Source organism: Secundilactobacillus malefermentans DSM 5705 = KCTC 3548, from assembly GCF_001436395.1.
Classification (GTDB): Bacteria; Bacillota; Bacilli; order Lactobacillales; family Lactobacillaceae; genus Secundilactobacillus; species Secundilactobacillus malefermentans.
In genome coordinates this window covers 22171-49147 of the sequence record NZ_AZGJ01000001.1, presented here as the reverse complement: position 1 = coordinate 49147, position 26977 = coordinate 22171, and the positions used below count along the sequence as shown (strand labels likewise).

The window sequence follows — 26977 nt, the reverse complement described above, 5'->3', positions numbered from 1 at the left end:
AAGTGTTTTTTTATTTAAAATTTAATCCAAGCGCTTTAACTTGCCCCATGATGATATCGTTACACAAATCTTCGTAGCTAATACCAGCCGCTTCGGCTTCTTGTGGTAATAAGGATAGTGGTGTCATCCCTGGTAGAGAATTCGCCTCAATCACATAGAGACCATTATCGTTCCATAAAAAGTCGACCCGTCCGTAATTAGCCATTTTAAGCACTCTAAAGGTCTTTAGTGCAATTGCCTTCATCTCATCGTGAACTTCTTCAGGAATGTCAGGTGGCGTCTGGAATTGCGTTGTGGTGTCACTTTGGAACTTATGCTTGAAATCATACCAACCATCATTGACGCTAATTTCAATTGCTGGTAATGCCTTCCCGTTCACAACTCCCAGCGAGAATTCGCGACCCTTTATGAATTCCTCAACGATAACTTCAGTATCAAATCGAAACCCGTCATTAACTGCTTCTTCAATCTCATCTTGAGATTCAACAATTCGAGTTCCAATGCTTGAGCCGCCGTTAGAGGGCTTCACAACTACTGGAAAATCAAATGGTATTTCGTACTTGGGATGATCCTTATAAATCGTGATGAATTTTGCAGTTTGAATATGGTTATACATCATTACTTGTTTAGAAATATTCTTATCCATTGCAATTCCAGAAGCTAATGGACCGCTTCCTGCATATGGAATGTTATTTAAATCTAGAACTGCTTGAACTTTCCCATTTTCGCCGTCTTCACCGTGCAGGCCAATGTAGACCATGTTTGCATGGGAGATAACTTTCAACACGTTTGGTCCAAATAATTGTTTAGAACCATCTGAACGTAACGCATTAATATCGTCATCCGTTAATACCTCATCGCTGATATCTAAATCAACATCTTGTTGCTGGTCCGTAAATAAGTCCTCTACATCCCTCACGTAATCAAGATCAATTCCTAAGAATAAATCAATCATTGCAACTTGATGTCCCTTACTTCTTAAAGCGTTAGCGACTTTTGCGCTTGATGACAAAGAAACGTTTCGTTCTGAGCTGCGTCCTCCAGCTAAAACTACAATCTTCATAGTCTCAAATCCTCCGAATTGTTTTAGAAACTTAAGCTTATCATGGAATTTCAGCGATTTCAATTAATACCAAAAATCCTCACAGAAATTTCCTTATTTCTTAACACTTTTTCTAAAACGCATTAGAGGAGTTGCAATTAACGGCACCAATACGGCTGCCATAATAGCTTCCGGAATTCCATTTGTCGCAATTACGCCTAACAAATAGGGCATTAACGCATTAATGTGTAATTTGGTTAGTGGAATACCCCCAAATTGATAAAAAATAAAAATAAAACCGAGCACTAAAATTGTGTTAACCAGTGCACCTGCCAGTCCTGACAGTGCCATCGCTAATTGATTATTAAATCGTTTATATAAATAGTGGAATAAGAGGCCAGCGACGACGCCTACCATAATTCTTGGTAGAACTGAAATCAGCGGGTTGACCATCACGTAAACCGCCATTGGACTAGTTGGCCAGGCAAATGCGCGTACCCATGCCGTTAATCCCCAAACACCGCCGACAATCGCACCATTTTTCGTTCCTAAAATAATTGCAGCAATAGAAACTGTCACGTGAATCGTAACTAGGCTTAATGGTCCAATTGGAATATAGCCAAGAATTGGAACCACATTCTGAATAATAACAATTGCGATGAACAACGCTAAGATACTGATTTCATATGCCCGATTTTGCTTAATAATAATCACCTACTAGGATAAGTTATGTGCCTAGATTATAGCATATTCTCCCTAGTTTATATTTTTTAAGAATCATCATAAAAAGCCCTGGGAGTTTTCCCAGGGCTTCATTCTAACCAAGTGCCTCTTTTGCAATTTTGACTGTTTGATCAGCTTCTTGTGCTTTAACCGATTGAACTTTCGTCTTTATTCTCCAGCTAATATTATTCATAGGCGCATCTTGCCCTGAAGCGTAGATAACAGCAGAACCCTTTGACACTGGTTGGGTCGTTATTTTTTGTTGCTTTAACTGGTTCTTTGATTTCAACGCATTGGCGGTGGGCGTTGTCCCACTCAGTTGCGCTGTATCACTAATAGAGGTAACCTGCCAATTCTTTTGTTTCCAGGTCACCATGATATGGCCCATTACCCCTTGTTCAGTAGCCGTCGTCCCATCACTCAACGTAACCGGTTCTCCTTCGCTTGATTGTGAAGGTAAAACAGCATTTGCAGCCTGTGTCGAGTTAGCCGTCTTAACCTGATACGTTGCAACATTGGCTGAAGAGCCCGTTTGCCGATACGAAACTTTTGCATTCTTGGCACTCCCAGAAACCTTTACCGCCTTAGCAGTATCATGTCCAGTAGAAATGGCATTCGGGATGGACAACTGTTTGGTAGAAGTAGCGGAACTTCCACTGACAGCAGTTAACTGATTTAGTTGGATAAATAACAACCCAACCACCAATAACCCTATTAGCGTTCCAAGGATAGATAATACTCGCCATTTATTAACTTTTTTCATCTTTGCCAATCCTTTCTAGCTTACTGAGACTGCATTGGCGTTAATATAGCCCATCCAGGTATTCCCATCGTACAAGGAATAATAGACGCGACCGTTACCACAAGTATACTTATACTTAATGGTGTACGTCTTTCCTATTAGCGCCGTTGAGCTATACTTAGCCTTCGCCCACAAGAAATTATTCCAAAGACTGTATCCCAATTTTTCAATCGTAGCCTGGTGACCATATGATGTTGCAGACATAACGCTCATCGCGCTCTTATTAGCATAACCAACCCATTTACCATTCTTACCATAAAGAGAATAGTAAGTAGACCCATTGTAGTGGTCATAGTAATACTTTGCGGTGTAATTTTTTCCAACGACAGTTGTCCCATTTTTAGAAGTGAAAGCCAATGATTTCCAAATTGTATATCCTTTTTTGGCTGTCGTTACAATTTTGTTATAGCTGATTGCACGTGAGGATAAAAACCAGCTTGTATTTTGCGAGTGCTTAACACTAGCATCAACATCTTGACTAAGCGCAGAAGCATACCAATCATCCGTATACTGCCATAGATCATGGGCAACAGTCGGTTGACTACTCGTGTATGCAGCCAACCAGTACCCATCATATTTTTTCATCGCCGTTGCAGCATATGAATTTGTAAAACTTGCATATGAATAGAAAAGAATTCGTTTGTGCGGAACCTTGGCCCTCAACGCAGTGTACCAAGCAGAGGTCGCACTGTTGGTCGTCCCACTAGTGACTGTTTGATCTTCATAATCATTTACATAGAAAGCAGCATCTGGCGCCCGACTATACAAATCCTTTGCCTCTGTTTTAGCGTCGGCTGTACTTAAGTATTGACTAAAAGAGTACACGCCATATTTCAAACCGTACTTCTCACAAAGTGCCGCGTTATTTGCAAAATCAACGTCCTTATAATCACTACCATACTGTACCCGTAAAATGATAAACGGAACGGTCTTTTTTAGGTTCTGTACTTCCGTTGCTGTCAATTTTCCCTGCCATTCGGACAAATCTGGAATGGAAGTTCCAACACTGGCCTCAGCCACAACGCTCTTCAATTGAATAAAGCTGAAACATAAAGCGATAATAATGAATAACCTCCAAAGTATGCGTTTTTCCCCCGCAATTTTTACACTGGATATCATAAATTATCACGCTTTCTATTTTAATTACGAAATGGTTGCTGGTCTCGCGTATCCCACAAGGTTCCACCAAGGTGCTGCAATTTTTTCAGTGATAACGCCATTATTTTGCGCATCTAGCATCTTCCCACTTCCTATGTAAATACCTGTATGGGTCACGCTTGACTTAGAAGAGCCGAAGAAAACTAAATCACCCTTTTTAATATTCGAACTACTTACATGCTGATACGTATTATATTGAGACTGAGCAGTTCGTACTAGCGTCTTATTCATGGCCTTCTTAAAAACGTACGAGGTAAGTCCAGAGCAATCAAAAGCACTCGGTCCATTTCCACCATAACTATATGGTTTGCCTAATTGAGCTTTTGCTACACCGTACAGGGTTTCATAGGAAGCTCCAGCCTTCAAATAGCCATGCCAAATCCAACCATGCACGCTTCCTGACACGTTTGTCACGTAATAATAGAGATATGTCACTCCGTCAGATTTCTTTACGTACATCTTTTTGGTAACCATCCAAGTCGTGTTTGGATAATTTGATAAATAATGCGTTTTGGCGCCAAATGTCACCTGTTTATCTTTTACTGAAAGATCATACATCCATCCGGTACTTGAACGACGAACATAGGCGGTTGCAGTCATGCTACTTTCACTAACTTCAGTGGTGGCGGCGTCCGCCTTAACCGTCATGCTTACCATAAAAAATAGGACACTTAGGATTGCAATAATACTTAATTTCAACTTACTTATGTGATGCATCATCAAGCACTTCCTCTTTTAGTTTATGCAGATCATATTACGCTTAAAGAGTGTCAGAATATTTACCTAAAAATGTCAAATTTTGAAAATAGTGTTATTTGTCACATGATTCTCGGAAAATTGTAAATTGACATTAAAGAAAAGACGTCAGCCCTTTATACAAACAGGATTGACGCTTTCTTAAAGTATTACCGAAAATGACCAAATGTAACATTTCTTTCGATATTATCCTTACTTTGAAAAACTTAATCTTTTCAAAGTAAGCTGATAGTAAGTTTCTGACTGAAACCAAAAAACACTCCACAAATTTGTGAAGTGCTTTCAAGCATTGATAGATTATTAATATTAACGCTTTGAGAATTGTCCTGCCTTACGAGCTTTCTTAAGACCCGGCTTCTTACGTTCTTTCATACGAGCATCACGAGTCAAGAGACCTGCACGCTTTAGTGGTCCACGAAAATCTGGATCTACTTCAAGTAATGCACGGGCGATACCATGACGGGTAGCGCCAGCTTGACCTGAGAATCCACCACCATTGACGTTAACAAGTGTGTCGTAGTTACCTAACGTTTCAGTAACGTTAAATGGTTGAACGACAACTTCACGCAAGTTACCGAATGGGATGTATTCAGTGATATCTTTGTTGTTCATGATGATTTTACCAGTACCAGGTACTAAACGTACTCGTGCTACTGAGTTTTTACGACGGCCTGTGCCGCGATATTGTACTTGAGCCAATTCAGTTTCCTCCTTAGATTAGGTTCGTAATGTCCAAAGCTTCTGGTTTTTGTGCTTCATGCTTATGTTCAGTTCCTGCATAAACGTGAAGCTTCATGCCGATTTGGTGACCTAATGAAGTATGAGGAAGCATTCCCTTAACAGAAGTTTCAATTAACTTCTCAGGTTCCTTTGCTCTAAAATCACCAGCGGTGCGTTGCTTTAAACCACCAGGATGGTTCGTATGATGGTAGTAAATCTTACCAGTAGCTTTCTTACCAGTTAAAGCCACCTTTTCTGCATTAATAACTATTACGTTATCACCTGTATCCACATTAGGGGTGAACGTTGGTTTATTTTTGCCGCGTAAGATAGAAGCCACAACTGTTGAAAGACGTCCCAATGGGATATCTGTTGCGTCTACTACATACCATTTGCGATCTACGTCACCTGATTTAGCCATATATGTTGTACGCACGTTAAATTCCTCCATATTCTGTGTTTGTTTGACACCTAACAAGTTTCCGGGGCTTATCGTGGGGCAAACAATACCAGCTACAATGATACAAATAATTCACCATAAAGTCAATGAAAATTTCTAACATTTTAGCTCAATCTACCTTTGATATTTTGGTAACTTGGTCGGATGCTCAGGATCTTCTCCCTCATAATAAACATGCTTTAAATATAATCCACTCGCAGAAACCGTTCGTCTGGCATTTCTTCTGTCGCCAAGCTCATAAAGTCGCTGAATATCATGCACCGGTCTAGTTCCAGATCCAATTTCAATTAGGACCCCAACCATGATTCGGATTTGGTTATATAAAAACCCGTTTCCATAGAACTCAAAAATAAGTTCATTATCATCTTTATTTTGCTTAACTGTCGCTTCATAAATTGTCCTAACATTGCTTCTAGTCGTTGACCCAGAGGCGACAAAACTTGTAAAATCGTGTTCGCCAATGAGATCCCCCAATGCTAATTCAATCTTTTCAATATCAAATGGAAATTTCCAATGACCACAATAATTTCGTTTAAACGGATTTCTAAATTCGCCCAAATCAATCCGATACATATATCGTTTTCCCGAGACATCATATCGAGCATGAAAAGTGCTTGAAACCTTTTCGACACGTAACACTTCCATATCGACTGCTAACATGCTATTCAAGCCTTTTCTCATATTATCAGCTTCAATATCAAATGGAAAATCAAAATGGACGACCTGCCCCAATGCATGGACTCCTGCATCTGTTCTACCTGAACCATACACTTGAAGTGGTGGCTGAGGCTTTTTTGCCATCATATTTACTACTTTAGTTAATTCACCTTCAACGGTTCTAGTATTCGGTTGCCGTTGAAAACCAGCAAAGTTTGTACCATCATATGCCAATATTATTTTGTAACGTACTCCCATGAACTTCCTCGTTTCTAATTTCTAATAAATAGTAAAACGACACCTGCCACAACATAAATGAGCCCACTGATTGAATCTTGTTTTCGCCATCTTAATTCTCTATATTTTGTTCGATTTAGTCCGTCCTTATAGCCTCGGGCCTCCATTGCAATGGCAATGTCAGAGGCACGATTAAAGGCACTCACAAATAATGGAATTAATAGTGGAACCACCGTTTTTACTTGTTGCTTTACTCCACCGCTTCCAAAATCCACGCCTCGAGCGCGCTGTGCATCCATAATTTTAGTCGCTTCATCCATTAAGGTTGGCACAAATCTTAATGCTAAAGAAAGCATTAGCGCCAGCGTTTCAACAGGAAAATGAATCTTTTTTAGTGGCTTCAGTAACTCTTCCACCCCATCTGCAATTTGTAGCGGCTGCGTCGTTAAAGTTAAAAGGGTAGACATCATAATAATTGCTAAAAACCTCAAAAGAATATAAACCGCGCTGATAACACCTTGCTGCGTGATTGATATCCACCCCCACGACCAATAAACATGGCCACCAGCGCCAAATAAAATCTGAATAATAACGGTGAACACCATTAGCCAGAGTAGTGGGCGAATTCCCTTGATAAAAAATCCAAGGGAGACTCCTGACAGTAAAATTGAAGAAATCAAAACGGCGAAAACTAGCACATAACTCATCACATTGTTAGCAAAAAAAACCAACAATATAAAGAAAAAACTAATTAATAGTTTAGCGCGCGGATCCATTTTGTGAACCCAGGATTCTCCAGGAATGAAGCGACCAAAAATAAATTTATCCAAGCTCGCCGCTCCCCTCTACGTCAATCTGTTTTGCCAACTCAATTGCAAGTTCATCTTCATTTAAAGGCAAGTGATCAGGAAAAGAGAACCCCTTTTTTTGCATAGAAATTGCAAATTGAGTTGTTTGCGGTAATTCCAAATGATGTTTCTGAAGCCATTCAATATTACTAAATACTTCTTGTGGTGATCCAATCTTTTCAACTTGACCCTCATCCATCACAATGACTTGATCAGCGTATTTAGCGACATCTTCCATTTGATGGGTTACCAAAATAATTGTTTTTCCCTGTTCCTGATGTAGTTTCTGCACCAGTTCCATAATTTCATTTCGACCACGAGGATCTAAACCAGCCGTTGGTTCGTCTAAAATGAGGGTTTGAGGATCAGAAGCTAAAACACCTGCTATTGCAACCCTCCTCATTTGACCTCCGGATAATTCGAATGGCGATCTCTCCAAAATATCGCTGTCTAGCCCTACTTCTTTCACTAATTTGATTGCCTGAGCTTCAGCCTTCGCTTCGCCCATTCCAAAATTTAATGGACCAAACATCACGTCTTTTTTGACAGTTTCTTCGAAAAGTTTATTTTCTGGAAATTGAAAAACCATTCCCACGTGCTGTCGCAATACTTTTAAATTTTTATTACTTGTATCAGCTGTAATTTGTCTCCCATCAACATCAATGAAACCTGTGCTTGGCTTCAATAGTGCATTCATTTGTTGTACAAGTGTCGATTTTCCACTTCCAGTATGACCAATGATTGCAGTAAATGAATGATCTTTAATTTCAAGGTTAATATCATGTAAGGCTTGATGCTGAAACGGTGAGTTCATTTGATAAAAGTAATTTACTTTGTTAAACGTGATTGACATAGCCAGTCTGACATCTCCTTATCATTCAAGTAGCCATCCGGTACGCTCACCCCTAATGCCTTGAGAGAACGCTTTAGCCGTGCTGAATACGGAATATCTAAACCAATATTCAGTAATTCATTTTCTTTTTCAAAAATATTTTCCGGTGTGCCCTCTTCAACTATGACTCCATCATTAATGACAAGAACCCGATTTGCATGAGAAGCCTCTTCAATATCGTGAGTTATCGAAATAACCGTTAGATCATGTTCGTCTTTAAGTTTCCGAATGATTTTTAAAATTTCTTCTCTGCCCTTTGGATCTAACATACTGGTTGCCTCATCCAATATAAGGATTTTTGGTAAAACCGCAATTATACCAGCAATAGCGACTCGTTGTTTTTGACCACCAGATAATGAGCCTGGCTCTCTAGCTTCAAACCCAGTCATACCAACCTGACTTAATGCATCTTTGACCCGACTCTGCATAGTTTCTCTCTTAAAGGCTCGATTTTCCATACCAAATGCAACATCATCTGCAACTGTTGCTCCAACAAATTGATTGTCGGGATTTTGAAATACTAAGCCAATATTTTCACGTAACTGCCAAACATTATTATCAGTTAATGTTTCACCCAAAATTTTAATTTCGCCACTCTCAGGTTCCAGCAGACCATCAACAAGTTTAGCTAAAGTACTTTTACCACTGCCGTTATGACCAACAATAGCTAGCCATTCTCCCTGTTGCACATTAAATGTAATATCTTTTAATATTTCAGGTAGTTCCTCTGAATATTTAAATTTTAAATGATTCACGTCAATAATTCCCATGTCACCAAGTCCGTTCATGAAAGTATGAATATATTCTTTTGCAATTATACCAATATTTTAAGTGCAAACCTATTAATTCGTATAATTGCAAAAAAAAATCACTTACAAAAGTAGGTGCGAGGATGATCCCCATTCAAGCTAGACTCGGAAGAAGATTCCATCATCATAACGCTCTATACCTAAATTTGAGTGATTTCATAAATAACCGTATTACAAGTAAGCTGTTTAACTAATTAATCAACCAGTTGTAAAACAACCATTTGTGCTCCGTCTCCACGACGAGGCATGGTCTTCAAGATACGTGTATAACCACCATTACGGTCTGCATATTTTGGTGCTAATTCACCAAAAAGCTTTTGTAATGCAGTCGTTACTTTAATATCATCGCCATCTTCGTTTACATCCGCAACAACATCGCGTACAAATGAAGCAGCTTGTCTACGTGCGTGTAAATCGCCACGCTTGCCAAGTGTAATCATTTTATCGGTAGTTGAACGAACTTCTTTAGCGCGAGCTTCTGTGGTCTTAATTTGACCATTAACTAAAAGATCAGTAGTAAGATCACGAAGCAATGCACGCCGTTGTGAACTAGTACGTTGTAATTTCCGGTAACTCATGAATAGATACCCTCCTTTATTTGTTAGTCTTCTTTACGCAAAGACAAACCTAGATCTGCCAACTTTGCTTTTACTTCTTCTAATGATTTACGACCAAGATTACGAACCTTCATCATATCTGCCTCAGATTTATCATTTAATTCCTGGACAGTGTTAATTCCAGCACGTTTCAAACAGTTGTAAGAACGAACAGAAAGATCAAGCTCTTCAATAGTCATCTCAAGCATTTTCTCTTTGTGTGTCTCTTCTTTTTCAACCATAATTTCCGCATTCTTGGCTTCATCAGTTAAGTTGACAAACATGTCTAGATGTTCCATTAAAATCTTGGCAGCTAAACTAATAGACTCACTAGGATTAATTGAACCATCAGTCCAAACATCAAGCGTTAACTTATCATAATCTGATTTGTGTCCAACACGTGTATTTTCTACTTGGTAGTTAACACGTTCAATTGGGGTATAGATTGAATCAATCGGTAAGACACCAATTGGCATATCCTCATCTCTGACCTTATTTTGATCAGCGGAAACATACCCGCGACCCTTATTTGCAGTCATTCGCATATGGAAAGTAGCGCCTTCTGCAACTGTTGCAATGTAAAGATCTGGATTTAAAACAGTTACATCACTATCAGCTGTGATATCACCAGCGGTTACTTGTGCTGGACCCTTTACGTTAACCTCAAGCGTTTCAACTTCGTCATCCGCACCTTCGAGCTTCAATGAAATCTTCTTTACATTCAAAATAATCTGAGTAACGTCTTCCACAATTCCCTCAATTGAGGAGAATTCATGTAAAACACCATCAATTTGAATACTAGTCACTGCTGCTCCTGGTAAGGAAGATAATAAAATACGACGTAGTGAGTTGCCAAGTGTTGTACCGTATCCCCTCTCTAAAGGTTCAACGACAAACTTACCGTAATTATCGGATTCATCAATCTTGTGAATATTAGGCTTTTCAAATTCAATCATTCTTATCTTTTACCCCTTTCAAACCGCGTTTAGTAACAATAAAGTCAATCTCCTCATGAAGTTTACCCCCATCAAAGAATAACTTCATGCTAAACTCGACGGCGCTTCGGAGGACGAGAACCATTATGAGGAACTGGAGTAACGTCACGAATTGCAGTAACTTCTAGTCCAGTAGCTTGAAGTGCACGAATTGCAGCTTCACGACCAGAACCAGGACCTTTAACTGCAACTTCTACAGACTTCATACCATGCTCCATTGAAGCCTTTGTAGCTGCCTCAGCAGCCATTTGAGCAGCAAATGGAGTAGATTTTCGACTACCTTTAAATCCAAGGGCACCAGCTGATGACCATGCAACAGCATTCCCTTGAACATCAGTAATCATAACTAACGTATTATTAAAAGTTGAGTGGATATGTGCTACACCAGACTCAATATTCTTTTTTGTACGACGTTTACGTGAATTTTTCTTCGTAGGCATAAAAAGTCTAAACCTCCTTCTATAGTTTTATTATTTCTTACGTCCTGCAACAGAAACGGATTTACCTTTACGGGTTCTGGCATTATTCTTCGTGTGTTGTCCACGAACTGGCAAACCACGACGATGCCTCATTCCACGATAAGATCCAATTTCTTGGAGACGTTTGATATTCATACTAACTTCTCGACGTAAGTCACCTTCGACAGGATAACTGTCAATAGCAGTACGAATCTTATCCTCTTGATCGGGAGTTAAATCGCGAACACGAACATCTTCTGAAACTCCAGCCTCAGTAAGAATCTTTTCTGAGGTTTTTTGACCGATACCAAAAATATAAGTTAAGCCAATAACAATTCGCTTATCTCGTGGTAAGTCAACTCCAGCAATACGAGCCATTAAACATACACCTCCAATTTAATAAATTATTTACCTTGTCGTTGCTTATGCTTTGGATTGGCTGAGCAAATTACCATAACTCGACCATGTCGTTTGATCACTTTGCAATGATCACACATCTTTTTAACAGATGGTCTTACTTTCATGAAAAATTCCTCCTAAATTAAACAGTACGAGGTCTAAAAATTACTTGAAACGATAAGTAATACGGCCCTTTGTTAAATCATATGGAGACATTTCAACAGTCACACGATCTCCAGGTAAAATACGGATGTAATGCATACGTATTTTACCTGAAACATGTGCTAATATCTCATGTCCATTTTCTAATTCAACTCTAAACATCGCATTAGGTAACGTTTCAGTGACTTTGCCTTCAACTTCGATGACATCTTTAGCCACAAAATGTACCTCCTTCATTGATACCTTGGTACGCTGTGTCGTTATTTAAATTGAACTCTTGCGAGTCAATAAATAAACAATAATCCGAGTAATAATACCATAACTCCTGCTATGAAGCAAGATTCCAGCTCTATAGTAACAGAACGGACTACAAATTACAGGTTACTCAAAATCTGTTTTATTTCTTTGTAGACTTTATCGATATATTGTTCACCATTTACTGTGTACAACAAACCTTTTTCTTCATAAAAATCAACTAACGGAGTGTTCATTTTGACATTCACATTCATGCGATTTTTAACAGTTTCGGGTTTATCATCATCACGTTGGTAGAAATCATGACCACCACAGACATCACAAGTGCCTTCGACTTTAGGAAGATGGTAAATCTTGTGATAAGTCGCACCACAAGTCTTACAGATAAATCTACCAGAAAGCCTTTTAACTAAAACTTCTGGATCAACATGGATGTTAATAACAGCATTCACATCACGTTTCAGTTCGGATGAAATCGATTCTAATGCGTCGGCTTGTTCCAAATTTCTTGGATAGCCATCCAACATATAGCCATCATTTACATCATCTTTACTTAATCGTTCTTTAACAATGCCATCAGTAACTTCATCCGGAACCAATTCACCTTTGTCAATAAAAGCTTGAGCTTTCAAACCCATTGTCGTTTTATTCTTCATTGCGCTTCTAAAAATATCTCCGGTGGAAATATGAACAATGTTAAAATCATCAACAATTTTTTGAGCTTGCGTGCCTTTACCGGCGCCAGGAAGACCCATCAAAACGAGATTAAGAGTTGCCATAAGAATTCTCCTAACTAATATTTCAAATTGCAATTAAAGCATTTACGTACTGAATACTATTTATTCAGTAGGACGGCTGCCTTGGATAAATCCAACATATTGACGCTTCATCATTAAACCTTCGATTTGTTGAATGGTTTGGATAGCGACACCTACAACAATTAGTAGGCTCGTGCCTCCCAAGCCAATCGATTCATCAAGACCCCAGATGTTTTGTGCTAATAAAGGAATTAAAGCAACCAACCCTAAGAATAACGAACCCACAGTACTCAGTCGCATCAACAGACTTGAAACGTAACTTTGCGTTTCTTTTCCTGGCCAAACGCCGGGAATATAACTACCCTGCTTTTGTAAATTCTCAGACAATTTTTCAGGGTTAACCTGAACGAATGCATAAAAGAATGTAAACAAGATAATGAGAACCGTATAAAGTATAGCTCCATCAGTCGATTGCATATTGAAAACACTTGTCAAGACTTTATACCAGGTATCTTCAGAATGATTATTAGCAAAGACTCCTAAAACTGCTTGTGGAGTTGCTATAAACGAACTGGCAAAGATAACCGGAATAACTCCAGCAACGTTAACCTTCAACGGTAGATAACTACTATCCGGTGATCCAGAAACACGCCTAGTATATTGAATCGGTATCTTTCTATCCGCTTGTTGAACCCAGGTTACGAAAGTAACTATAAGTAGAACAATGATAATCAAAGCAATCACAAAAATGACACTTTGCCACATTGTTCCCTTTGAAGCATTTACGAAATATTGTTGATAGACTTGATGTACCCCAGTTGGAATACGAGCAATAATACCAGCAAAAATGATCATTGAAACACCATTGCCTAATCCCTTATCAGTGATCATGTCACCAAGCCAAGTTGTTAACATGGTTCCACCCGTTAAGATTAAACCAATGGTTGCGTACGTTCTTACACCTGGATTTTCAACAAGATTCAAACTACTTAAAGTATTAAACCCTGCAGTAATACCAATAGACTGCACAAACGCAAGCACAATTGTTAAATATCTCGTTGCTTGATTTAGCTTTCGACGGCCAACTTCACCTTGCTTACTCCATTCGACAAATCTTGGAACAATATCCATTTGAAGTAATTGAATAACAATTTGGGCAGTAATATAAGGTGAAACTCCCATTGCAAAAATGGAATAATTGGTTAATCCGCCACCACTAAAGGTATTTAGAATGCTCACTAATCCAGAAGACGCGACGCTTTGAAGTGCTTTCGCATTAATTCCTGGTACAGTAATATATGCACCAATTCGAAATACTATCAAAACAAATAGTGTAAAGAGAATTTTCTTACGAATATCCTTAACTTTAAATGCGTTTCCAAGTGTTGAAAGCATTAAATCACCTCAGTTTTACCGCCAGCAGACTCGATTGCTGTAACAGCAGTCTTTGAAAATTTACTTGCTTTAACAGTGAACTTCTTGGTTAATTCACCTTCACCCAAGATCTTAATACCATTTAATTCATTCTTAATAACGCCTGATTCAACTAATACAGTTGGTGTAATTTCTGCACCATCATCAAAACGTTCCTCTAAAGTAGCAACGTTGACAATCGCATATTCTTTACGACCAATGTTAGTAAATCCACGTTTTGGAATACGACGGTAAAGTGGCATTTGTCCACCTTCAAAACCTAAACGTGTCTTGCTACGAGCTTTTTGCCCTTTTTGGCCACGACCTGAAGTCTTACCTTTGCCTGCTGAACGACCGCGACCCTTACGAGTTCGTAAAGTTCTAGATCCCTCAGATGCTTGCAATTCGTTCAATTTCATGAATTTAGCACCTCCTAACTTGATAAATTATTATTTAATTTCTTCTACTTTAATTAAGTGTGCAACCTTGAATAGTGCACCACGTACTGCATCATTATTTTTTAAAACAACGGTGTGGTTTACACGTTTTAAACCAAGAGCTTCAACGATTTTTCGTTGCTTGGGGAGACGGTGGGCAACACTATGAATTAAAGTTACTTTTAAATCTGCCATCCTTTAACTCCTCCTTACTCAGCTAGATGCTGAACTGAAACGCCACGCAACTCTGCGACTTCTGCAGCACTCTTTAAATTTTTAAGTCCTTCAAAGGTAGCACGAACAGCGTTGATTGGTGTATCAGAACCAAGTCGCTTACTAGTTACATCATCAACTCCTGCAAGTTCCATGACGGCACGAACTGCACCACCTGCAGCAACACCAGAACCTTCTTCAGCTGGCTTCAAAAGAATTCGGCCACCATCATAAGTTCCAATGATTTCATGAGGAATTGTTGTACCAACGATTGGTACTTCAATAAGGTTCTTGTTTGCAGCTTCAACAGCCTTACGAATAGCTTCTGGAACTTCTTGAGCTTTTCCAGTACCAAAGCCAACGTGACCTTTATGATCGCCGACGACAACTAAAGCAGCAAAGCGCAAACGACGTCCACCTTTAACAACCTTTGTAATTCGGTTGATTGAAACGACATTATCTTCAAGATCCAATTTTTCGGGATCGATAAACTTAGCCATGTGCGGGTATTCCTCCTTTTTTAAAATTCTAATCCGTTTTCTCTAGCTTGTTCAGCCAATTCTTTAACACGGCCATGATATAAATATCCGCCACGATCGAAAACGACATTCTTAATCTTCTTCTCTGAAGCTCGTTTTGCAATAAGTGAACCAACCGTTGCGGCTTGTTCTGACTTATTACCATCTTTAACTTCGTCGTCTAGAGTAGAGGCACTGACTAGCGTCACACCCGCTACGTCATCAATAATTTGAGCGTAGATGTTTTTGTTTGAGCGGAATACATTTAAGCGTGGGCGCTCTGCAGTACCAGAAATTTTATTTCGAACACGCATATGACGCTTTTGACGTGTTTTATTCTTATCTGGTTTAGTAATCAAAATAGTCACCTCTTTAATTAATTAACAGCTAAGCTGCTTTATTTACCTGTTTTACCTTCTTTAAGTGTAATGTGTTCGTTTGCATAACGAATACCCTTACCCTTATATGGTTCTGGTGAACGAACTGCACGAACTTCGGCAGCAAAGTCACCAACTTCTTGTTTACTGATACCACTAATATTAATAGTTGTGTTATCGGGAACTTCAACTTTTAAGTTGTCGCTAACTGTCATTTCGACAGGATTTGAATAACCGACACTTAACGTTAACGTTTTACCCTTTAACTGAGCACGGTAACCAACACCAACAAGTTTTAGATTCTTACTAAAACCTTGTGTAACACCCTCAACCATGTTGTTAAGGTTTGCGCGCATCGTTCCGTGAAGAGCACGAGTTTTATTGTTGTTATCACTACGATCAAAGTTAACTTCGCCATCGCCAATTTTCATTTCGATAACTGGAGAAAATGTTCTTGTAAGTGAACCTTTTGGTCCTTTAACTGTTACATCATCACCATCACGTTTTACTTCAACGCCAGCTGGAACAACAACTGTTTTATATCCAATACGACTCATTTAAGGGGCACCTCCTATCTTCTAAAATTTTTACCAGATGTAAGCTAATACTTCTCCACCGATCTTCTTTGCACGTGCTTCTTTATCGGTCATTACACCTTCAGAAGTTGAAATGATTGCGATACCTAAACCATTAAGCACACGTGGAACAGCGTCAGCTTTGACATATGAACGTAAACCAGGCTTTGAGATTCTCTTTAATCCAGAAATTACTCGATCGTTTTCACGACCGTATTTAAGGAATACACGAATGAGACCTTGTTTGTCATCATCGATATATTCAACATCGCGTACAAAACCTTCACGTTTCAAGATTTCAGCAATATCTTTTTTAATTTTTGATGCAGGAACTTCAAGTGATTCGTGGCGAACCATGTTCGCGTTACGAATTCTAGTCAAGAAATCTGCAATTGGGTCAGTCATTGACATTTAGTTTTACCCTCCTTTTTAGTAGGTTTTTTTTACCAACTAGCTTTCTTCATACCAGGAATTTGGCCCTTGTGAGCTAATTCTCGTAAGCAAATACGGCATAAATGGAATTTTTGATAAACTGAATGTGGACGTCCACATCGTTCACAACGGGTATAATTCTGTGTCGAGAACTTAGCAGGACGCTGACTTTTTACAATCAATGATTTTTTAGCCAATGTGGAACCTCCTTATTTATTTAGCAAATGGCATTCCGAATTGTGTTAATAGTTCACGGGACTCTTCGTCACTTTGTGCAGTTGTAACAATAACGATGTCTAAGCCACGAACTCGGTTAACATTATCGTAATCAATTTCAGGGAAAATCAATTGTTCCCTAACACCTAATGTATAGTTACCACGGCCGTCGAAGGCGCGGTTGCTTACACCATGAAAATCTCTAACTCGAGGTAATGATACATTTACCAACTTGTCCAAGAATTCATACATACGTTGACCACGTAAGGTAACTTTAGCACCAATAGCATTTCCTTCACGAAGACGGAAACCAGCAATAGACTTCTTTGCTTTTGTAACTAATGGCTTTTGACCTGAAATCAAAGTAAGCTCGGCAACTGCTTCATCCAAATTTTTTGCATTTGTAACAGCGTCACCGACACCCATGTTTAAAACGATTTTATCAATCTTAGGTGCTTGCATAATTGACTTATAACTGAACTTTTCAACCATTGCTGGTGTGATTTCATTTTTGTACTTTTCTTCCAATCTGCTTGGCATGGATAAAATATCCTCCTTTCAGTAGAAATTAATCGATTGTCTTTCCTGATTTTTTACCAAATCTAACTTTATTACCATCTTCAACTCTAAATCCAACCTTTGTTGGTTCATTGTTTGATGGATCAATTAACATAACGTTAGAAACTTGAATAGGTGCTTCCTTTTCAATAATTCCACCTTGTGGAGTTGATTGGGTAGCCTTTTGATGTTTCTTAATTTTGTTAATACCTTCAACGACAACACGATTCTTTGCAGATAGAGTCTTGGTAACAGTACCTTCTTTACCCTTATCTTTTCCGCTGATTACACGAACTTTGTCACCAGTTTTAATGAACATTCTATTGAGCACCTCCTGTCTTCCAATGGTGATTTATAGCACTTCTGGGGCTAAGGAAACGATCTTCATATAATCGTTATCACGTAATTCACGAGCGACAGGGCCAAAGATACGAGTACCTTGAGGGCTCTTATCGTCACGAATTAAAACAGCAGCATTTTCGTCGAAACGGATATAAGATCCATCGACACGTCTTACACGTGACTTAGTACGAACGATGACCGCTTTAACAACGTCACCCTTCTTTACAACGCCACCTGGTGTTGCTTGTTTAACAGTTGCAACAATTACATCACCAATTCCGGCGTAACGACGCTTTGAACCACCGAGAACTTTAATAGTTAAGATTTCACGGGCACCTGAGTTATCAGCAACCTTTAAACGACTCTCTTGTTGGATCACAGCTAGTGTCCTCCTTTCATTTCCAAATCAGAATACGATAAACGACACTTAGATAATAACTGATTTTTCAACAATGTTAATAAGGCGGAAACGCTTTGTTGCAGATAATGGACGAGTCTCCATAATTTCCACGATATCACCTGTTTTAGCTTCGTTATTCTCATCGTGAGCTTTATACTTTTTGGTATATTTAATACGTTTGCCATAGGTAGCATGTGTTTTTGTAGTTTCAACAGCTACCGAAATGGTTTTATCCATCTTGTCAGAAACAACACGGCCTCTATATACCTTACGATCATTACGAGCTTCACTCATGTATTAGTACCTCCTTTTTATCGTATTCTACTTACTTAATTCTTGTTGACGTAAAGCAGTTTTGATACGTGCAATGTTCTTACGTACTTGCTTTAGTCTAGCTGTATTTTCTAGTTGACCAGTAGCCAATTGGAATCGAAGGTTGAACAACTCATCCTTGTATGACTTTTCTTTGTCAATCATTTCAGCAGTGGTTAATTCATTAATCTCTTTAGCCTTCATTTAATTCGCCACCTACTTCCTCACGTGCAATAACTTTAGTACGAACGGGAAGCTTCATAGCAGCTAAGCGTAATGCTTCATGTGCAACCTCTTCAGAGACGCCGCCCACTTCAAACAATACCTTACCATACTTAACTGGAGCAACCCAACCTGCTGGAGTACCTTTACCATTACCCATACGTACTCCAACACCTTTTTCAGTGTAAGACTTATGAGGGAAAATCTTAATCCAAACTTTCCCACCACGCTTCATGTAACGCGTCATAGCAACACGGGCAGCTTCAATTTGTCGGTTGGTAATCCAACTTGAATCTAATGACTGCAAACCGTAATCACCAAAAGCAACCGAACGGCCACCCTTCGCACGACCACGAAGCTTTCCGCGATGTTCACGACGGTGTTTAACTCGCTTAGGTACTAGCATGCTATTTCCCTCCTTTTTCTGAAGTATTTCCTTGATCTGCATGACGCTTTTCAGGAAGAATTTCACCACGATAAATCCAGGTCTTTACACCCAAAGCACCGTAGGTTGTATGTGCCTCTACCCATGCGTAATCAATATCAGCACGAAGAGTATGCAACGGAACAGTACCATCTGAATATGATTCGACACGAGACATATCTGCACCATTTAAACGGCCAGCAACCTGTGTCTTAATTCCTTTAGCACCAGAACGCATACTTCTTTGCATTGATTGTTTCATAGCACGACGGAAAGCAACACGACCCTCAAGTTGACGAGCAATGTTTTCTCCAACTAATTTAGCATCCAAATCAGGCTTCTTGATTTCAATAATATTGATATGAACTTTTTTACCAGTTAAGTTGTTTAATTCCTTACGGAGATTTTCAACTTCTGATCCACCCTTACCGATAACCATTCCTGGTTTTGCAGTATGAATTGAAACGTTTACGCGATTTGCAGCACGTTCAATTTCAACTGTTGAGACGGATGCATCGGCAAGTCTTTTTTCGATATATTTTCGGATTCTGAGATCTTCACGTAAATAAGTAGCAAAATCTTTTTCAGCGTACCATTTTGCTTCCCAGTCACGGATGATTCCAACTCGTAATCCGGTAGGATTAATCTTCTGACCCACGCGTTATCCCTCCTATTTTTCAGATACGACTACAGTGATATGACTTGTCCGCTTGTTGATTGGTGAAGCAGAACCCTTTGCTCTAGGACGGAATCTCTTAAGAGTAGGACCTTCATTTACAAAAACTTCACTAACAACTAAATCTTGGCGATCTAAGTCGAAATTATTTTCAGCATTTGCTACTGCTGACATTAATACTTTTTCTACAATTGGCGAGCCACCACGTGGTGTGAATTTCAAAATTGAAATTGCTTCAGCTACGCTTTTACCTCTGATAAGATCAACTACAAGGCGGACCTTACGAGCGGCAATACGAACTGTTTTCGCCGTTGCTTTTGCTGATGTAACTTGTTCAGCCATTGGTTATCCTCCTTATTTATACCTGCGTCTTCTTATCATCGGTACCATGTCCTCGGAATGTACGAGTTGGTACGAATTCGCCAAGCTTATGACCGACCATGTCTTCTTGAATGAAGACAGGGACATTTTTACGACCATCGTAAACGGCGATCGTATAGCCAATGAAGCTTGGGAAGATAGTAGAACGACGAGACCAAGTCTTTATAACAGACTTTTTATCTTGGTCCTTTTGCGCCTCAATCTTCTTTAAAAGATGTTGATCGGCAAAAGGTCCCTTTTTTAAACTACGACCCATTATGAAACCTCCTCTTCATTTATGGTTATTCATTCAATAGGCGGTTGCTTTATTTACTCTTACGATGACGCACAATGAAGTTCTCTGAACGAGCTCTCTTAGAACGCGTCTTCTTACCAATGGTCTTCTTACCCCATGGAGAAAGAGGTGATGGACGACCGATTGGAGCTTTACCTTCACCACCACCATGAGGGTGATCATTAGGGTTCATTACAGATCCACGAGTATGTGGTCTCTTACCAACCCAACGGTTACGTCCAGCTTTACCTATGTTAACTAGCTCATGTTCTTCATTTCCAACAACACCGATTGTTGCACGGTTAACAGATAAGATCATACGAACTTCGCCAGAAGTTAAACGTACAAGGGCATATTTGCCTTCCTTACCTAATAGCTGTGCAGATGCACCAGCAGAACGAACAAGTTGTCCACCCTTACCAGGCTTCAATTCGATATTATGGATCGTTGTACCAACTGGAATGTTTTGCAATGGCAATGCATTACCAATCTTAATATCAACATCAGTACCTGATGCAACCTTATCTCCAACCTTTAAGCCCTTTGGAGCGAGGATGTATGTCTTGATACCATCAGCATAAACAAGTAAGGCGATATTTGCAGTACGATTTGGGTCATACTCAATTCCCTTTACTGTTGCTGGCACGTTATCCTTGGTACGCTTGAAATCAATAATACGGTACTTCGTTTTGTTACCGCCACCACGGTGACGAACAGTCATGTGACCATAATTGTTACGTCCTGCAGTATGGCTCTTTGACTCTAATAATGACTTTTCGGGCTTTGACTTAGTGATTACTTGACTGTAATCAAGACTAGTCATATTTCGACGGCCATTACTAGTTGGTTTATATACTTTTAGCGCCACGTTGTTTTCCTCCTAAAATAAATTTTCGCTTATTCTTCGGCGAATAATTGAATTTCTTTTGAATCGGAAGATAAAGTGACAATAGCCTTACGACGCTTCTTAGTATAGCCTTCGTAACGACCTTGGCGCTTTAACTTGCCTTTAACATTCATAATATTAACTTTGACAACTTTAACATCAAAAATATCCTCAACGGCTTTTTTGACTTGTGTTTTGGTTGCCCGTACATCAACGTCGAACGTATAACGCTTGTCATCAAATAAAGCAGTAGATGCTTCAGTAACAACTGGGCGTAAAATAATATCGCGTGATTCCATTATGCGAGCACCTCCTCTACTTGAGAGAGGGCAGTTTTAGTAATGACCACTTTGTCGCTATTTATTACGTCAAGAACATTAACGCCATCGGCGCCAATTACCTTTACGTTGCTTAAATTACGAGCTGCAAGTGCGGCATTATCATTGCCATCCTCAAGTACTACTAATGTCTTAGTGTCTAATTTAAGACCTGCTAAAACATTTGAAAATTCCTTTGTTTTTGGTTCCTTGAAGCTTAATTCATCAACAACCACAAAGCTTGAATCCAAGACCTTTTGTGATAATACTGACTTCAAAGCTAAACGAGAAACTTTACGTGGTAAGTGATAACGGTATGAGCGAGGAGTAGGTCCGAAGACTGTACCACCACCAACCCATTGTGGCGATCTTGTTGAGCCTTGACGAGCTCGGCCGGTTCCCTTTTGACGCCATGGCTTCTTACCACCACCACGAACTGCACTACGGTTTTTAACTGCATGAGTTCCTTGACGGAGTGAAGCACGTTGCATCAAAACGGCATCGAATACGACGTTGTCATTTGGTTCTATTCCGAAAATTGCATCACTCAAATCAATGTTGCCATTTTCAGAACCATTCTGCTTGAATAAGGTTACGCTAGTCATTTATATTCTCCTCCTTTCTTATTTTTTTGGTGCGCGAATCGCACTCTTCACTTCAACAAACGACTTGTTAGCACCGGGGACGTTACCCTTAATTAACAATACGTTGTTATCTGTGTCTGCACGAACAATCTTTAAGTTTTGAACAGTAACTGTGTTGTTACCCATACGACCTGGTAACTTCATTCCTGGGAATACACGGTTAATGATGGCACCTAATGAACCTGGACGACGGTGATAACGAGAACCGTGGGTTTCTGGTCCACGGCTTTGTCCATCCTTATGAACGTTACCTTGGTATCCATGACCCTTAGTTGTACCCGTTACGTCAACATATTCGCCTTCGTTGAAGATATCAACTTTAATTTCATCTGCTACCTTGTAATCTCCCAGCTCAACATTTTTGATTTCACGAATGAAGCGCTTAGGAGCCGTTTTTGCTTTTGCTACATGACCTTGTTCCGGTTTGTTGCTTAACACATCGCGTTTGTCTGAGAAACCAAGTTGTACAGCTTCGTAGCCATCGTTTTCCATTGTCTTAACTTGTAAAACAACGTTTGGAGTTGCTTCAACTACTGTAACTGGAACTAACTCTCCGTTTTGAGTAAACACTTGCGTCATACCGACTTTTCTACCTAAGATTCCTTTTCTGGTCATGAGTACACCTCCGATATATTGTATTTATTTTTTTGAAAATTATAATTTGATTTCGATATCTACACCACTTGGCAAGTCGAGCTTCATTAATGAGTCAACTGTCTTTGGTGTTGGATTAACAATATCGATTAAACGCTTGTGAGTACGCATTTCGAACTGTTCACGTGACTTCTTAAACTTATGTGGTGAACGTAAAACGGTATAAATGGTTCTCTCAGTTGGCAATGGAATTGGGCCAGAAATTGTGGCACCAGTTCTCTTTGCTGTTTCAACGATTTTATCCGCTGATTGATCCAAAATACGGTGTTCGTACGCTTTCAAACGAATACGAATTTTTTGTTTTGCCATTGTGTTCCCTCCTTCGTCTATTTTGAAAAATAAGACTAACTCCGTGAAAATTACCGCCACACCCTATGGCAAAGCGGCCGGGTGTGTCGCAACCTTCCACATCAACGCTATGAATATGCCGACAGATAGTATTATCCTGTAAAAACCAGCACTAGTACATGGTACAAAAAAAAAGCCCTTTATGCAAGGACTTTTCGCTATAATCTACTATTAATTTTAATATTCAAAATTTTTCTAGATTATTTTATTATTCAGCAGCTGGTGTGCCACCATTTTTCTTAATAATATCAGCTTGGATACTCTTTGGTACTGCTTCGTAGTGATCGAAGGCCATGGTAAATGTACCACGTCCTTGTGATGCTGAACGAAGAGTCGTTGCGTAACCGAACATTTCAGATAGAGGAACATATGAATGGATTTGCTTAGCATTTCCACGATCTTCCATACCTTCAACACGTCCACGACGAGCGGTAACTTGACCCATAATGTCACCCATGTACTCTTCAGGAACGACGATATCAACTTTCATGATTGGTTCCAAGATAACTGGTGCAGCCTTTTTAGATGCGTTACGTAATGACATTGATGCAGCAACCTTAAACGCTGCTTCACTTGAATCGACATCATGGTAACTACCATCATATAGCTTAGCCTTAACATCAACAACTGGATATCCAGCAAGAACACCATTTGCCAATGACTCCTTCAAACCTTGTTCAACTGATGGAATAAATTCACGTGGCACAACACCACCGACAATAGCGTCTTCGAATTCAAATCCTTTACCAGCTTCATTTGGTGTAAATTCAATCCAAACGTCACCATATTGACCTTTACCACCTGATTGACGAACGAATTTACCTTGTGCAGAAGCAGCTTTCGTAAATGCTTCACGATAGGCAACTTGAGGAGCACCAACAGTCGCTTCAACCTTAAATTCACGTTTCATACGGTCAATGATAATGTCCAAATGAAGTTCTCCCATACCAGCAATCAAAGTTTCGCCAGTTTCAGGGTTAGTTTCAGCTTTAAATGTAGGATCTTCTTCAGATAGCTTTTGTAAAGCGTTGTTCATCTTATCCTGATCGGCTTTCGTCTTAGGTTCAACGGCAACCTGAATAACTGGGTCAGGGAATTCCATTGATTCAAGATGAAGAGGACGGTCAACACTAGTAAGTGAGTCACCAGTTGTTGTGTTCTTCAAACCAATAGCAGCTGCAATATCACCTGAGAATACTTCAGGAATCTCTTGACGGTGATTTGAATGCATTTGAAGTAAACGACCAACACGCTCACGCTTGTCCTTGGTTGCGTTTAAAACGTATGAACCAGATTCTAGTGAACCTTGGTAAACACGAATATAAGTTAAACGACCAACGAATGGGTCGGTTGCAACCTTAAATGCTAATGCAGCAAAGCTAGCATCATCATCAGCACGAAGCTCGATTGCTTCGTCAGTTGCTGGATCAGTGGCATTGTATGGACGAACATCCAATGGTGATGGTAAGTAATCAATAACCGCATCCATCATCATTTGAACACCTTTGTTCTTGAATGCTGAACCAGCTAACACTGGGAAGAATTCAAGATCAAGTGTTGCCTTACGAATAGCAGCTTTGAGTTCATCATTTGTAATTTCAGTACCTTCAAGATACTTCTCCATGATGTCATCATCAACGTCAGCAACTGCTTCAACAAGTGAATCGCGACGTTTTTGTGCTTCTTCTTTATAGTCATCAGGAACATCAACTGTGTCCCATTCAGTTCCTAATTCATCTTCGTCATAAAGGTCAGCCTTCATTTCGATAAGATCAATGACACCTTCGAAGTTATCTTCGGCACCGATTGGCATTTGCACAGCATGTGCATTAGCTTGTAAACGGTCACCAATTGATCTTACAGAAAAGTCAAAGTCTGCACCAATCTTATCCATCTTGTTAACGAAAACGATACGGGGAACGTTGTAGTCAGAAGCCTGACGCCAAACTGTTTCAGTTTGAGGTTCAACACCTGCTTGCGCATCAAGAACGGCGATAGCACCATCTAATACTCGAAGTGAACGTTCAACTTCAACAGTAAAGTCAACGTGACCTGGGGTATCGATAATGTTAACTCGGTGACCCTTCCATTCAGCTGTTGTAGCAGCTGAGGTGATCGTAATACCACGTTCTTGTTCTTGGGCCATCCAGTCCATTTGTGAAGCACCATCATGGGTTTCACCAATTTTATGAATTTTACCAGTGTAGTACAAAATACGTTCAGTAGTTGTCGTCTTACCGGCATCGATATGTGCCATAATTCCGATATTCCGTGTTTTTTCTAGCGGAAATGCTCGTGTATTAGCCATGTTAAGTGTGTAACTCCTCTCAATTAATTAACTTTGTTAAAAAAGATGGCCATACCATGATTGCTATAGCCATCTCCCTCAATTTTCGTAATCTTCCAGTTATGCTTATTGCATTAAATGAAGAAACATCCCTGGTACTTTACTACGACATCGAGGCTGATTTTACCAACGATAGTGAGCAAAGGCACGGTTAGCATCTGCCATTTTATGCGTGTCTTCACGCTTCTTAACAGAAGCACCTGTGTTATTTGCAGCATCCATGATTTCGCGACCTAAACGTTCAGTCATTGTATGCTCTCCACGTGAACGTGAGTAGTTAACAATCCAACGTAAAGCCAATGTTGAACGACGATCCGGTCGAACTTCAATAGGAACTTGGTAGTTAGAACCACCAACACGGCGAGCTTTAACTTCCAATACTGGCATAACATTCTTCATAGCCTCATCGAACACTTCAACGGGGTCATTGTTTGTTTCCTTCTTGATTAAGTCAAATGCACCATATAAAATTTGTGATGCAGTTCCACGACGTCCATCCATCATCAAGTGGTTAATCAAACGAGTAACCATCTTTGAATTGTAAATTGGATCAGGAAGGACTTCACGTTTTTGTACGTTTCCTTTTCTTGGCATCTATATATCCTCCTCGTATCAATCGACTGAAGTCATCGTCTTCGCAATGCACTTCAGGTCATTTTAATTTAATTTATTCCTTAGGCTTCTTGGTACCATACTTAGAACGGCTTTGACGACGATCTTCAACACCGGCAGTATCTAAAGCACCACGGATAACGTGATAACGTACACCAGGTAAATCCTTAACACGGCCACCACGAATTAAAACAACACTATGTTCTTGCAAGTTGTGACCAATACCAGGAATATATGCAGTTACTTCAATTAAGTTAGAAAGACGGACACGAGCATACTTACGTAAAGCTGAGTTAGGCTTCTTTGGTGTCATCGTTCCAACACGAGTAGCAACACCACGTTTTTGTGGGGCTGGATTTGAAACTTGCTTCTTCTTGTAACTGTTATACCCAAAGTTTAAAGCTGGGGCATTTGATTTAGAACTTCTAGATTTACGACCTTTACGAACCAATTGGTTAATTGTAGGCATCTAAGAGTCCTCCTTTCTTTTCCGTATATGATTTTAAGTCCACACATCCAGGCGGTTCATTTCAAAACAAAAATAAAAGACCTGCGTGTTTCAATTAATGTGCAATGTTTTCAGTCAGCATGACTGCATAATGCAGGAACCTATCTACAAAAAGCACCTTTAAAAGAATACCACGGCATTTAAAGTGTGTCAATAATACATCA

Annotated in this window: 43 protein-coding genes; all 43 read right to left on the bottom strand. The window is 39.6% G+C overall.

Annotation, left to right across the window (positions count from 1 at the left end; translation table 11 throughout):
* Positions 1–10: 10 nt before the first annotated feature.
* Positions 11–1063 (bottom strand): D-alanine--D-alanine ligase family protein, encoded by a 1053-nt coding sequence (locus FD44_RS00310; RefSeq protein ID WP_010619627.1) that lies wholly within the window; start codon positions 1061–1063, stop codon positions 11–13.
* A 93-nt stretch (positions 1064–1156) separates the two neighbouring features.
* Positions 1157–1750, bottom strand: a complete 594-nt coding sequence (locus FD44_RS00305) for an ECF transporter S component (protein ID WP_029327528.1) — start codon at positions 1748–1750, stop codon at positions 1157–1159.
* Between the two features lie 109 nt (positions 1751–1859).
* The gene (locus FD44_RS00300) at positions 1860–2528 is read right to left on the bottom strand and encodes a hypothetical protein (protein WP_010619625.1); all 669 of its coding nucleotides are present in this window, start codon (positions 2526–2528) and stop codon (positions 1860–1862) included.
* A gap of 15 nt (positions 2529–2543) precedes the next feature.
* Entirely contained in the window at positions 2544–3587 is a 1044-nt protein-coding gene (locus FD44_RS00295; RefSeq protein WP_010619624.1) for a GH25 family lysozyme, read from the bottom strand.
* 123 nt (positions 3588–3710) lie between these two features.
* Complete coding sequence (locus FD44_RS00290) at positions 3711–4445, bottom strand: C40 family peptidase (RefSeq protein ID WP_010619623.1); 735 nt, start codon at positions 4443–4445, stop codon at positions 3711–3713.
* A 342-nt stretch (positions 4446–4787) separates the two neighbouring features.
* Entirely contained in the window at positions 4788–5180 is a 393-nt protein-coding gene (rpsI, locus tag FD44_RS00285) for a 30S ribosomal protein S9 (RefSeq protein ID WP_010619622.1), read from the bottom strand.
* A 13-nt stretch (positions 5181–5193) separates the two neighbouring features.
* Positions 5194–5637, bottom strand: a complete 444-nt coding sequence (gene rplM, locus FD44_RS00280) for a 50S ribosomal protein L13 (RefSeq protein ID WP_010619621.1) — start codon at positions 5635–5637, stop codon at positions 5194–5196.
* A 138-nt stretch (positions 5638–5775) separates the two neighbouring features.
* Positions 5776–6576, bottom strand: coding sequence for a tRNA pseudouridine(38-40) synthase TruA (gene truA, locus FD44_RS00275; RefSeq protein WP_033445204.1), 801 nt, complete (start codon positions 6574–6576; stop codon positions 5776–5778).
* A 14-nt stretch (positions 6577–6590) separates the two neighbouring features.
* A complete protein-coding gene (locus FD44_RS00270) occupies positions 6591–7385 on the bottom strand; it encodes an energy-coupling factor transporter transmembrane component T family protein (RefSeq protein WP_010619619.1) in 795 nt (264 codons plus the stop codon).
* Positions 7378–8256 (bottom strand): energy-coupling factor ABC transporter ATP-binding protein, encoded by an 879-nt coding sequence (locus FD44_RS00265; protein WP_029327526.1) that lies wholly within the window; start codon positions 8254–8256, stop codon positions 7378–7380. Before FD44_RS00265 ends, FD44_RS00270 begins: the two co-directional genes overlap by 8 nt.
* Positions 8232–9065 (bottom strand): energy-coupling factor ABC transporter ATP-binding protein, encoded by an 834-nt coding sequence (locus FD44_RS00260; protein WP_033445207.1) that lies wholly within the window; start codon positions 9063–9065, stop codon positions 8232–8234. The genes FD44_RS00265 and FD44_RS00260 overlap by 25 nt, the downstream gene beginning before the upstream one ends.
* A gap of 233 nt (positions 9066–9298) precedes the next feature.
* A complete protein-coding gene (gene rplQ, locus FD44_RS00255; RefSeq protein ID WP_010619616.1) occupies positions 9299–9682 on the bottom strand; it encodes a 50S ribosomal protein L17 in 384 nt (127 codons plus the stop codon).
* A gap of 23 nt (positions 9683–9705) precedes the next feature.
* On the bottom strand, positions 9706–10656 hold the full coding sequence (locus FD44_RS00250) for a DNA-directed RNA polymerase subunit alpha (RefSeq protein ID WP_010619615.1): 951 nt from the start codon (positions 10654–10656) through the stop codon (positions 9706–9708).
* Positions 10657–10745: 89 nt separating this feature from the next.
* A complete protein-coding gene (gene rpsK / locus FD44_RS00245) occupies positions 10746–11135 on the bottom strand; it encodes a 30S ribosomal protein S11 (RefSeq protein WP_010619614.1) in 390 nt (129 codons plus the stop codon).
* A 30-nt stretch (positions 11136–11165) separates the two neighbouring features.
* A complete protein-coding gene (gene rpsM / locus FD44_RS00240; protein WP_010619613.1) occupies positions 11166–11531 on the bottom strand; it encodes a 30S ribosomal protein S13 in 366 nt (121 codons plus the stop codon).
* A gap of 26 nt (positions 11532–11557) precedes the next feature.
* Entirely contained in the window at positions 11558–11677 is a 120-nt protein-coding gene (gene rpmJ / locus FD44_RS00235; protein ID WP_010619612.1) for a 50S ribosomal protein L36, read from the bottom strand.
* Positions 11678–11717: 40 nt separating this feature from the next.
* Positions 11718–11951, bottom strand: coding sequence for a translation initiation factor IF-1 (gene infA / locus FD44_RS00230; RefSeq protein ID WP_439645441.1), 234 nt, complete (start codon positions 11949–11951; stop codon positions 11718–11720).
* 137 nt (positions 11952–12088) lie between these two features.
* Entirely contained in the window at positions 12089–12748 is a 660-nt protein-coding gene (locus FD44_RS00225; RefSeq protein WP_010619610.1) for an adenylate kinase, read from the bottom strand.
* 60 nt (positions 12749–12808) lie between these two features.
* Entirely contained in the window at positions 12809–14122 is a 1314-nt protein-coding gene (gene secY, locus FD44_RS00220; RefSeq protein ID WP_010619609.1) for a preprotein translocase subunit SecY, read from the bottom strand.
* Positions 14122–14559: a 50S ribosomal protein L15 gene (gene rplO, locus FD44_RS00215; protein WP_010619608.1), complete on the bottom strand. Its 438-nt coding sequence runs from the start codon at positions 14557–14559 to the stop codon at positions 14122–14124. The genes secY and rplO overlap by 1 nt, the downstream gene beginning before the upstream one ends.
* Positions 14560–14589: 30 nt before the next feature.
* Positions 14590–14772 carry a 50S ribosomal protein L30 gene (gene rpmD / locus FD44_RS00210; protein ID WP_010619607.1) on the bottom strand — a complete coding sequence of 61 codons (183 nt, stop codon included), beginning with the start codon at positions 14770–14772 and terminating at the stop codon, positions 14590–14592.
* A gap of 14 nt (positions 14773–14786) precedes the next feature.
* Positions 14787–15290: a 30S ribosomal protein S5 gene (gene rpsE, locus FD44_RS00205; protein ID WP_010619606.1), complete on the bottom strand. Its 504-nt coding sequence runs from the start codon at positions 15288–15290 to the stop codon at positions 14787–14789.
* A gap of 20 nt (positions 15291–15310) precedes the next feature.
* On the bottom strand, positions 15311–15667 hold the full coding sequence (gene rplR / locus FD44_RS00200) for a 50S ribosomal protein L18 (RefSeq protein WP_010619605.1): 357 nt from the start codon (positions 15665–15667) through the stop codon (positions 15311–15313).
* A gap of 38 nt (positions 15668–15705) precedes the next feature.
* A complete protein-coding gene (gene rplF, locus FD44_RS00195; RefSeq protein WP_010619604.1) occupies positions 15706–16242 on the bottom strand; it encodes a 50S ribosomal protein L6 in 537 nt (178 codons plus the stop codon).
* A gap of 30 nt (positions 16243–16272) precedes the next feature.
* On the bottom strand, positions 16273–16671 hold the full coding sequence (gene rpsH, locus FD44_RS00190) for a 30S ribosomal protein S8 (protein WP_010619603.1): 399 nt from the start codon (positions 16669–16671) through the stop codon (positions 16273–16275).
* A gap of 32 nt (positions 16672–16703) precedes the next feature.
* Positions 16704–16889 (bottom strand): type Z 30S ribosomal protein S14, encoded by a 186-nt coding sequence (locus tag FD44_RS10260; RefSeq protein WP_010619602.1) that lies wholly within the window; start codon positions 16887–16889, stop codon positions 16704–16706.
* A gap of 16 nt (positions 16890–16905) precedes the next feature.
* On the bottom strand, positions 16906–17448 hold the full coding sequence (gene rplE, locus FD44_RS00185; protein ID WP_010619601.1) for a 50S ribosomal protein L5: 543 nt from the start codon (positions 17446–17448) through the stop codon (positions 16906–16908).
* Positions 17449–17476: 28 nt separating this feature from the next.
* Positions 17477–17785 (bottom strand): 50S ribosomal protein L24, encoded by a 309-nt coding sequence (gene rplX / locus FD44_RS00180; RefSeq protein WP_010619600.1) that lies wholly within the window; start codon positions 17783–17785, stop codon positions 17477–17479.
* A gap of 33 nt (positions 17786–17818) precedes the next feature.
* A complete protein-coding gene (rplN, locus tag FD44_RS00175; RefSeq protein ID WP_010619599.1) occupies positions 17819–18187 on the bottom strand; it encodes a 50S ribosomal protein L14 in 369 nt (122 codons plus the stop codon).
* Positions 18188–18235: 48 nt separating this feature from the next.
* Entirely contained in the window at positions 18236–18502 is a 267-nt protein-coding gene (gene rpsQ, locus FD44_RS00170) for a 30S ribosomal protein S17 (RefSeq protein WP_010619598.1), read from the bottom strand.
* 27 nt (positions 18503–18529) lie between these two features.
* A complete protein-coding gene (rpmC, locus tag FD44_RS00165; RefSeq protein ID WP_010619597.1) occupies positions 18530–18724 on the bottom strand; it encodes a 50S ribosomal protein L29 in 195 nt (64 codons plus the stop codon).
* On the bottom strand, positions 18714–19148 hold the full coding sequence (gene rplP / locus FD44_RS00160) for a 50S ribosomal protein L16 (RefSeq protein ID WP_010619596.1): 435 nt from the start codon (positions 19146–19148) through the stop codon (positions 18714–18716). Before rplP ends, rpmC begins: the two co-directional genes overlap by 11 nt.
* Position 19149: 1 nt before the next feature.
* The gene (rpsC, locus tag FD44_RS00155) at positions 19150–19824 is read right to left on the bottom strand and encodes a 30S ribosomal protein S3 (protein ID WP_010619595.1); all 675 of its coding nucleotides are present in this window, start codon (positions 19822–19824) and stop codon (positions 19150–19152) included.
* Between the two features lie 12 nt (positions 19825–19836).
* Positions 19837–20184 carry a 50S ribosomal protein L22 gene (gene rplV, locus FD44_RS00150; RefSeq protein ID WP_010619594.1) on the bottom strand — a complete coding sequence of 116 codons (348 nt, stop codon included), beginning with the start codon at positions 20182–20184 and terminating at the stop codon, positions 19837–19839.
* A 16-nt stretch (positions 20185–20200) separates the two neighbouring features.
* Complete coding sequence (gene rpsS / locus FD44_RS00145) at positions 20201–20479, bottom strand: 30S ribosomal protein S19 (RefSeq protein ID WP_010619593.1); 279 nt, start codon at positions 20477–20479, stop codon at positions 20201–20203.
* Between the two features lie 49 nt (positions 20480–20528).
* Positions 20529–21365 (bottom strand): 50S ribosomal protein L2, encoded by an 837-nt coding sequence (rplB, locus tag FD44_RS00140; protein WP_010619592.1) that lies wholly within the window; start codon positions 21363–21365, stop codon positions 20529–20531.
* 29 nt (positions 21366–21394) lie between these two features.
* On the bottom strand, positions 21395–21682 hold the full coding sequence (gene rplW / locus FD44_RS00135) for a 50S ribosomal protein L23 (protein ID WP_010619591.1): 288 nt from the start codon (positions 21680–21682) through the stop codon (positions 21395–21397).
* On the bottom strand, positions 21682–22305 hold the full coding sequence (gene rplD, locus FD44_RS00130; RefSeq protein ID WP_010619590.1) for a 50S ribosomal protein L4: 624 nt from the start codon (positions 22303–22305) through the stop codon (positions 21682–21684). The genes rplW and rplD overlap by 1 nt, the downstream gene beginning before the upstream one ends.
* 18 nt (positions 22306–22323) lie before the next feature.
* Positions 22324–22959: a 50S ribosomal protein L3 gene (gene rplC, locus FD44_RS00125; RefSeq protein ID WP_010619589.1), complete on the bottom strand. Its 636-nt coding sequence runs from the start codon at positions 22957–22959 to the stop codon at positions 22324–22326.
* A 39-nt stretch (positions 22960–22998) separates the two neighbouring features.
* Positions 22999–23307 (bottom strand): 30S ribosomal protein S10, encoded by a 309-nt coding sequence (gene rpsJ / locus FD44_RS00120; RefSeq protein WP_010619588.1) that lies wholly within the window; start codon positions 23305–23307, stop codon positions 22999–23001.
* A gap of 247 nt (positions 23308–23554) precedes the next feature.
* Positions 23555–25654: an elongation factor G gene (gene fusA, locus FD44_RS00115; RefSeq protein ID WP_010619587.1), complete on the bottom strand. Its 2100-nt coding sequence runs from the start codon at positions 25652–25654 to the stop codon at positions 23555–23557.
* A gap of 162 nt (positions 25655–25816) precedes the next feature.
* Entirely contained in the window at positions 25817–26287 is a 471-nt protein-coding gene (gene rpsG / locus FD44_RS00110) for a 30S ribosomal protein S7 (protein ID WP_010619586.1), read from the bottom strand.
* A gap of 73 nt (positions 26288–26360) precedes the next feature.
* Positions 26361–26774 (bottom strand): 30S ribosomal protein S12, encoded by a 414-nt coding sequence (rpsL, locus tag FD44_RS00105; RefSeq protein WP_010619585.1) that lies wholly within the window; start codon positions 26772–26774, stop codon positions 26361–26363.
* Positions 26775–26977: the final 203 nt, after the last annotated feature.

Excerpts from the sequence above, each read along its gene's own strand:
- FD44_RS00310 (WP_010619627.1), bottom strand. The coding sequence starts at position 1,063 with ATGAAGATTGTAGTTTTAGCTGGAGGACGCAGCTCAGAACGAAACGTT.
- FD44_RS00300 (WP_010619625.1), bottom strand. The coding sequence starts at position 2,528 with ATGAAAAAAGTTAATAAATGGCGAGTATTATCTATCCTTGGAACGCTA.
- FD44_RS00290 (WP_010619623.1), bottom strand. The coding sequence starts at position 4,445 with ATGATGCATCACATAAGTAAGTTGAAATTAAGTATTATTGCAATCCTA.
- truA (WP_033445204.1), bottom strand. The coding sequence starts at position 6,576 with ATGGGAGTACGTTACAAAATAATATTGGCATATGATGGTACAAACTTT.
- FD44_RS00265 (WP_029327526.1), bottom strand. The coding sequence starts at position 8,256 with ATGTCAATCACGTTTAACAAAGTAAATTACTTTTATCAAATGAACTCA.
- FD44_RS00260 (WP_033445207.1), bottom strand. The coding sequence starts at position 9,065 with ATGGGAATTATTGACGTGAATCATTTAAAATTTAAATATTCAGAGGAA.
- rplQ (WP_010619616.1), bottom strand. The coding sequence starts at position 9,682 with ATGAGTTACCGGAAATTACAACGTACTAGTTCACAACGGCGTGCATTG.
- FD44_RS00250 (WP_010619615.1), bottom strand. The coding sequence starts at position 10,656 with ATGATTGAATTTGAAAAGCCTAATATTCACAAGATTGATGAATCCGAT.
- rpsK (WP_010619614.1), bottom strand. The coding sequence starts at position 11,135 with ATGCCTACGAAGAAAAATTCACGTAAACGTCGTACAAAAAAGAATATT.
- rpsM (WP_010619613.1), bottom strand. The coding sequence starts at position 11,531 with ATGGCTCGTATTGCTGGAGTTGACTTACCACGAGATAAGCGAATTGTT.
- rpmJ (WP_010619612.1), bottom strand. The coding sequence starts at position 11,677 with ATGAAAGTAAGACCATCTGTTAAAAAGATGTGTGATCATTGCAAAGTG.
- infA (WP_439645441.1), bottom strand. The coding sequence starts at position 11,951 with ATGAAGGAGGTACATTTTGTGGCTAAAGATGTCATCGAAGTTGAAGGC.
- FD44_RS00225 (WP_010619610.1), bottom strand. The coding sequence starts at position 12,748 with ATGGCAACTCTTAATCTCGTTTTGATGGGTCTTCCTGGCGCCGGTAAA.
- secY (WP_010619609.1), bottom strand. The coding sequence starts at position 14,122 with ATGCTTTCAACACTTGGAAACGCATTTAAAGTTAAGGATATTCGTAAG.
- rplO (WP_010619608.1), bottom strand. The coding sequence starts at position 14,559 with ATGAAATTGAACGAATTGCAAGCATCTGAGGGATCTAGAACTTTACGA.
- rpmD (WP_010619607.1), bottom strand. The coding sequence starts at position 14,772 with ATGGCAGATTTAAAAGTAACTTTAATTCATAGTGTTGCCCACCGTCTC.
- rpsE (WP_010619606.1), bottom strand. The coding sequence starts at position 15,290 with ATGGCTAAGTTTATCGATCCCGAAAAATTGGATCTTGAAGATAATGTC.
- rplF (WP_010619604.1), bottom strand. The coding sequence starts at position 16,242 with ATGAGTCGTATTGGATATAAAACAGTTGTTGTTCCAGCTGGCGTTGAA.
- rpsH (WP_010619603.1), bottom strand. The coding sequence starts at position 16,671 with ATGTCAATGACTGACCCAATTGCAGATTTCTTGACTAGAATTCGTAAC.
- rplE (WP_010619601.1), bottom strand. The coding sequence starts at position 17,448 with ATGCCAAGCAGATTGGAAGAAAAGTACAAAAATGAAATCACACCAGCA.
- rplX (WP_010619600.1), bottom strand. The coding sequence starts at position 17,785 with ATGTTCATTAAAACTGGTGACAAAGTTCGTGTAATCAGCGGAAAAGAT.
- rpsQ (WP_010619598.1), bottom strand. The coding sequence starts at position 18,502 with ATGAGTGAAGCTCGTAATGATCGTAAGGTATATAGAGGCCGTGTTGTT.
- rpmC (WP_010619597.1), bottom strand. The coding sequence starts at position 18,724 with ATGAAGGCTAAAGAGATTAATGAATTAACCACTGCTGAAATGATTGAC.
- rplP (WP_010619596.1), bottom strand. The coding sequence starts at position 19,148 with ATGCTAGTACCTAAGCGAGTTAAACACCGTCGTGAACATCGCGGAAAG.
- rplV (WP_010619594.1), bottom strand. The coding sequence starts at position 20,184 with ATGGCTGAACAAGTTACATCAGCAAAAGCAACGGCGAAAACAGTTCGT.
- rpsS (WP_010619593.1), bottom strand. The coding sequence starts at position 20,479 with ATGGGTCGTAGTTTAAAAAAGGGACCTTTTGCCGATCAACATCTTTTA.
- rplW (WP_010619591.1), bottom strand. The coding sequence starts at position 21,682 with ATGGAATCACGCGATATTATTTTACGCCCAGTTGTTACTGAAGCATCT.
- rplD (WP_010619590.1), bottom strand. The coding sequence starts at position 22,305 with ATGACTAGCGTAACCTTATTCAAGCAGAATGGTTCTGAAAATGGCAAC.
- rplC (WP_010619589.1), bottom strand. The coding sequence starts at position 22,959 with ATGACCAGAAAAGGAATCTTAGGTAGAAAAGTCGGTATGACGCAAGTG.
- rpsJ (WP_010619588.1), bottom strand. The coding sequence starts at position 23,307 with ATGGCAAAACAAAAAATTCGTATTCGTTTGAAAGCGTACGAACACCGT.
- fusA (WP_010619587.1), bottom strand. The coding sequence starts at position 25,654 with ATGGCTAATACACGAGCATTTCCGCTAGAAAAAACACGGAATATCGGA.
- rpsG (WP_010619586.1), bottom strand. The coding sequence starts at position 26,287 with ATGCCAAGAAAAGGAAACGTACAAAAACGTGAAGTCCTTCCTGATCCA.
- rpsL (WP_010619585.1), bottom strand. The coding sequence starts at position 26,774 with ATGCCTACAATTAACCAATTGGTTCGTAAAGGTCGTAAATCTAGAAGT.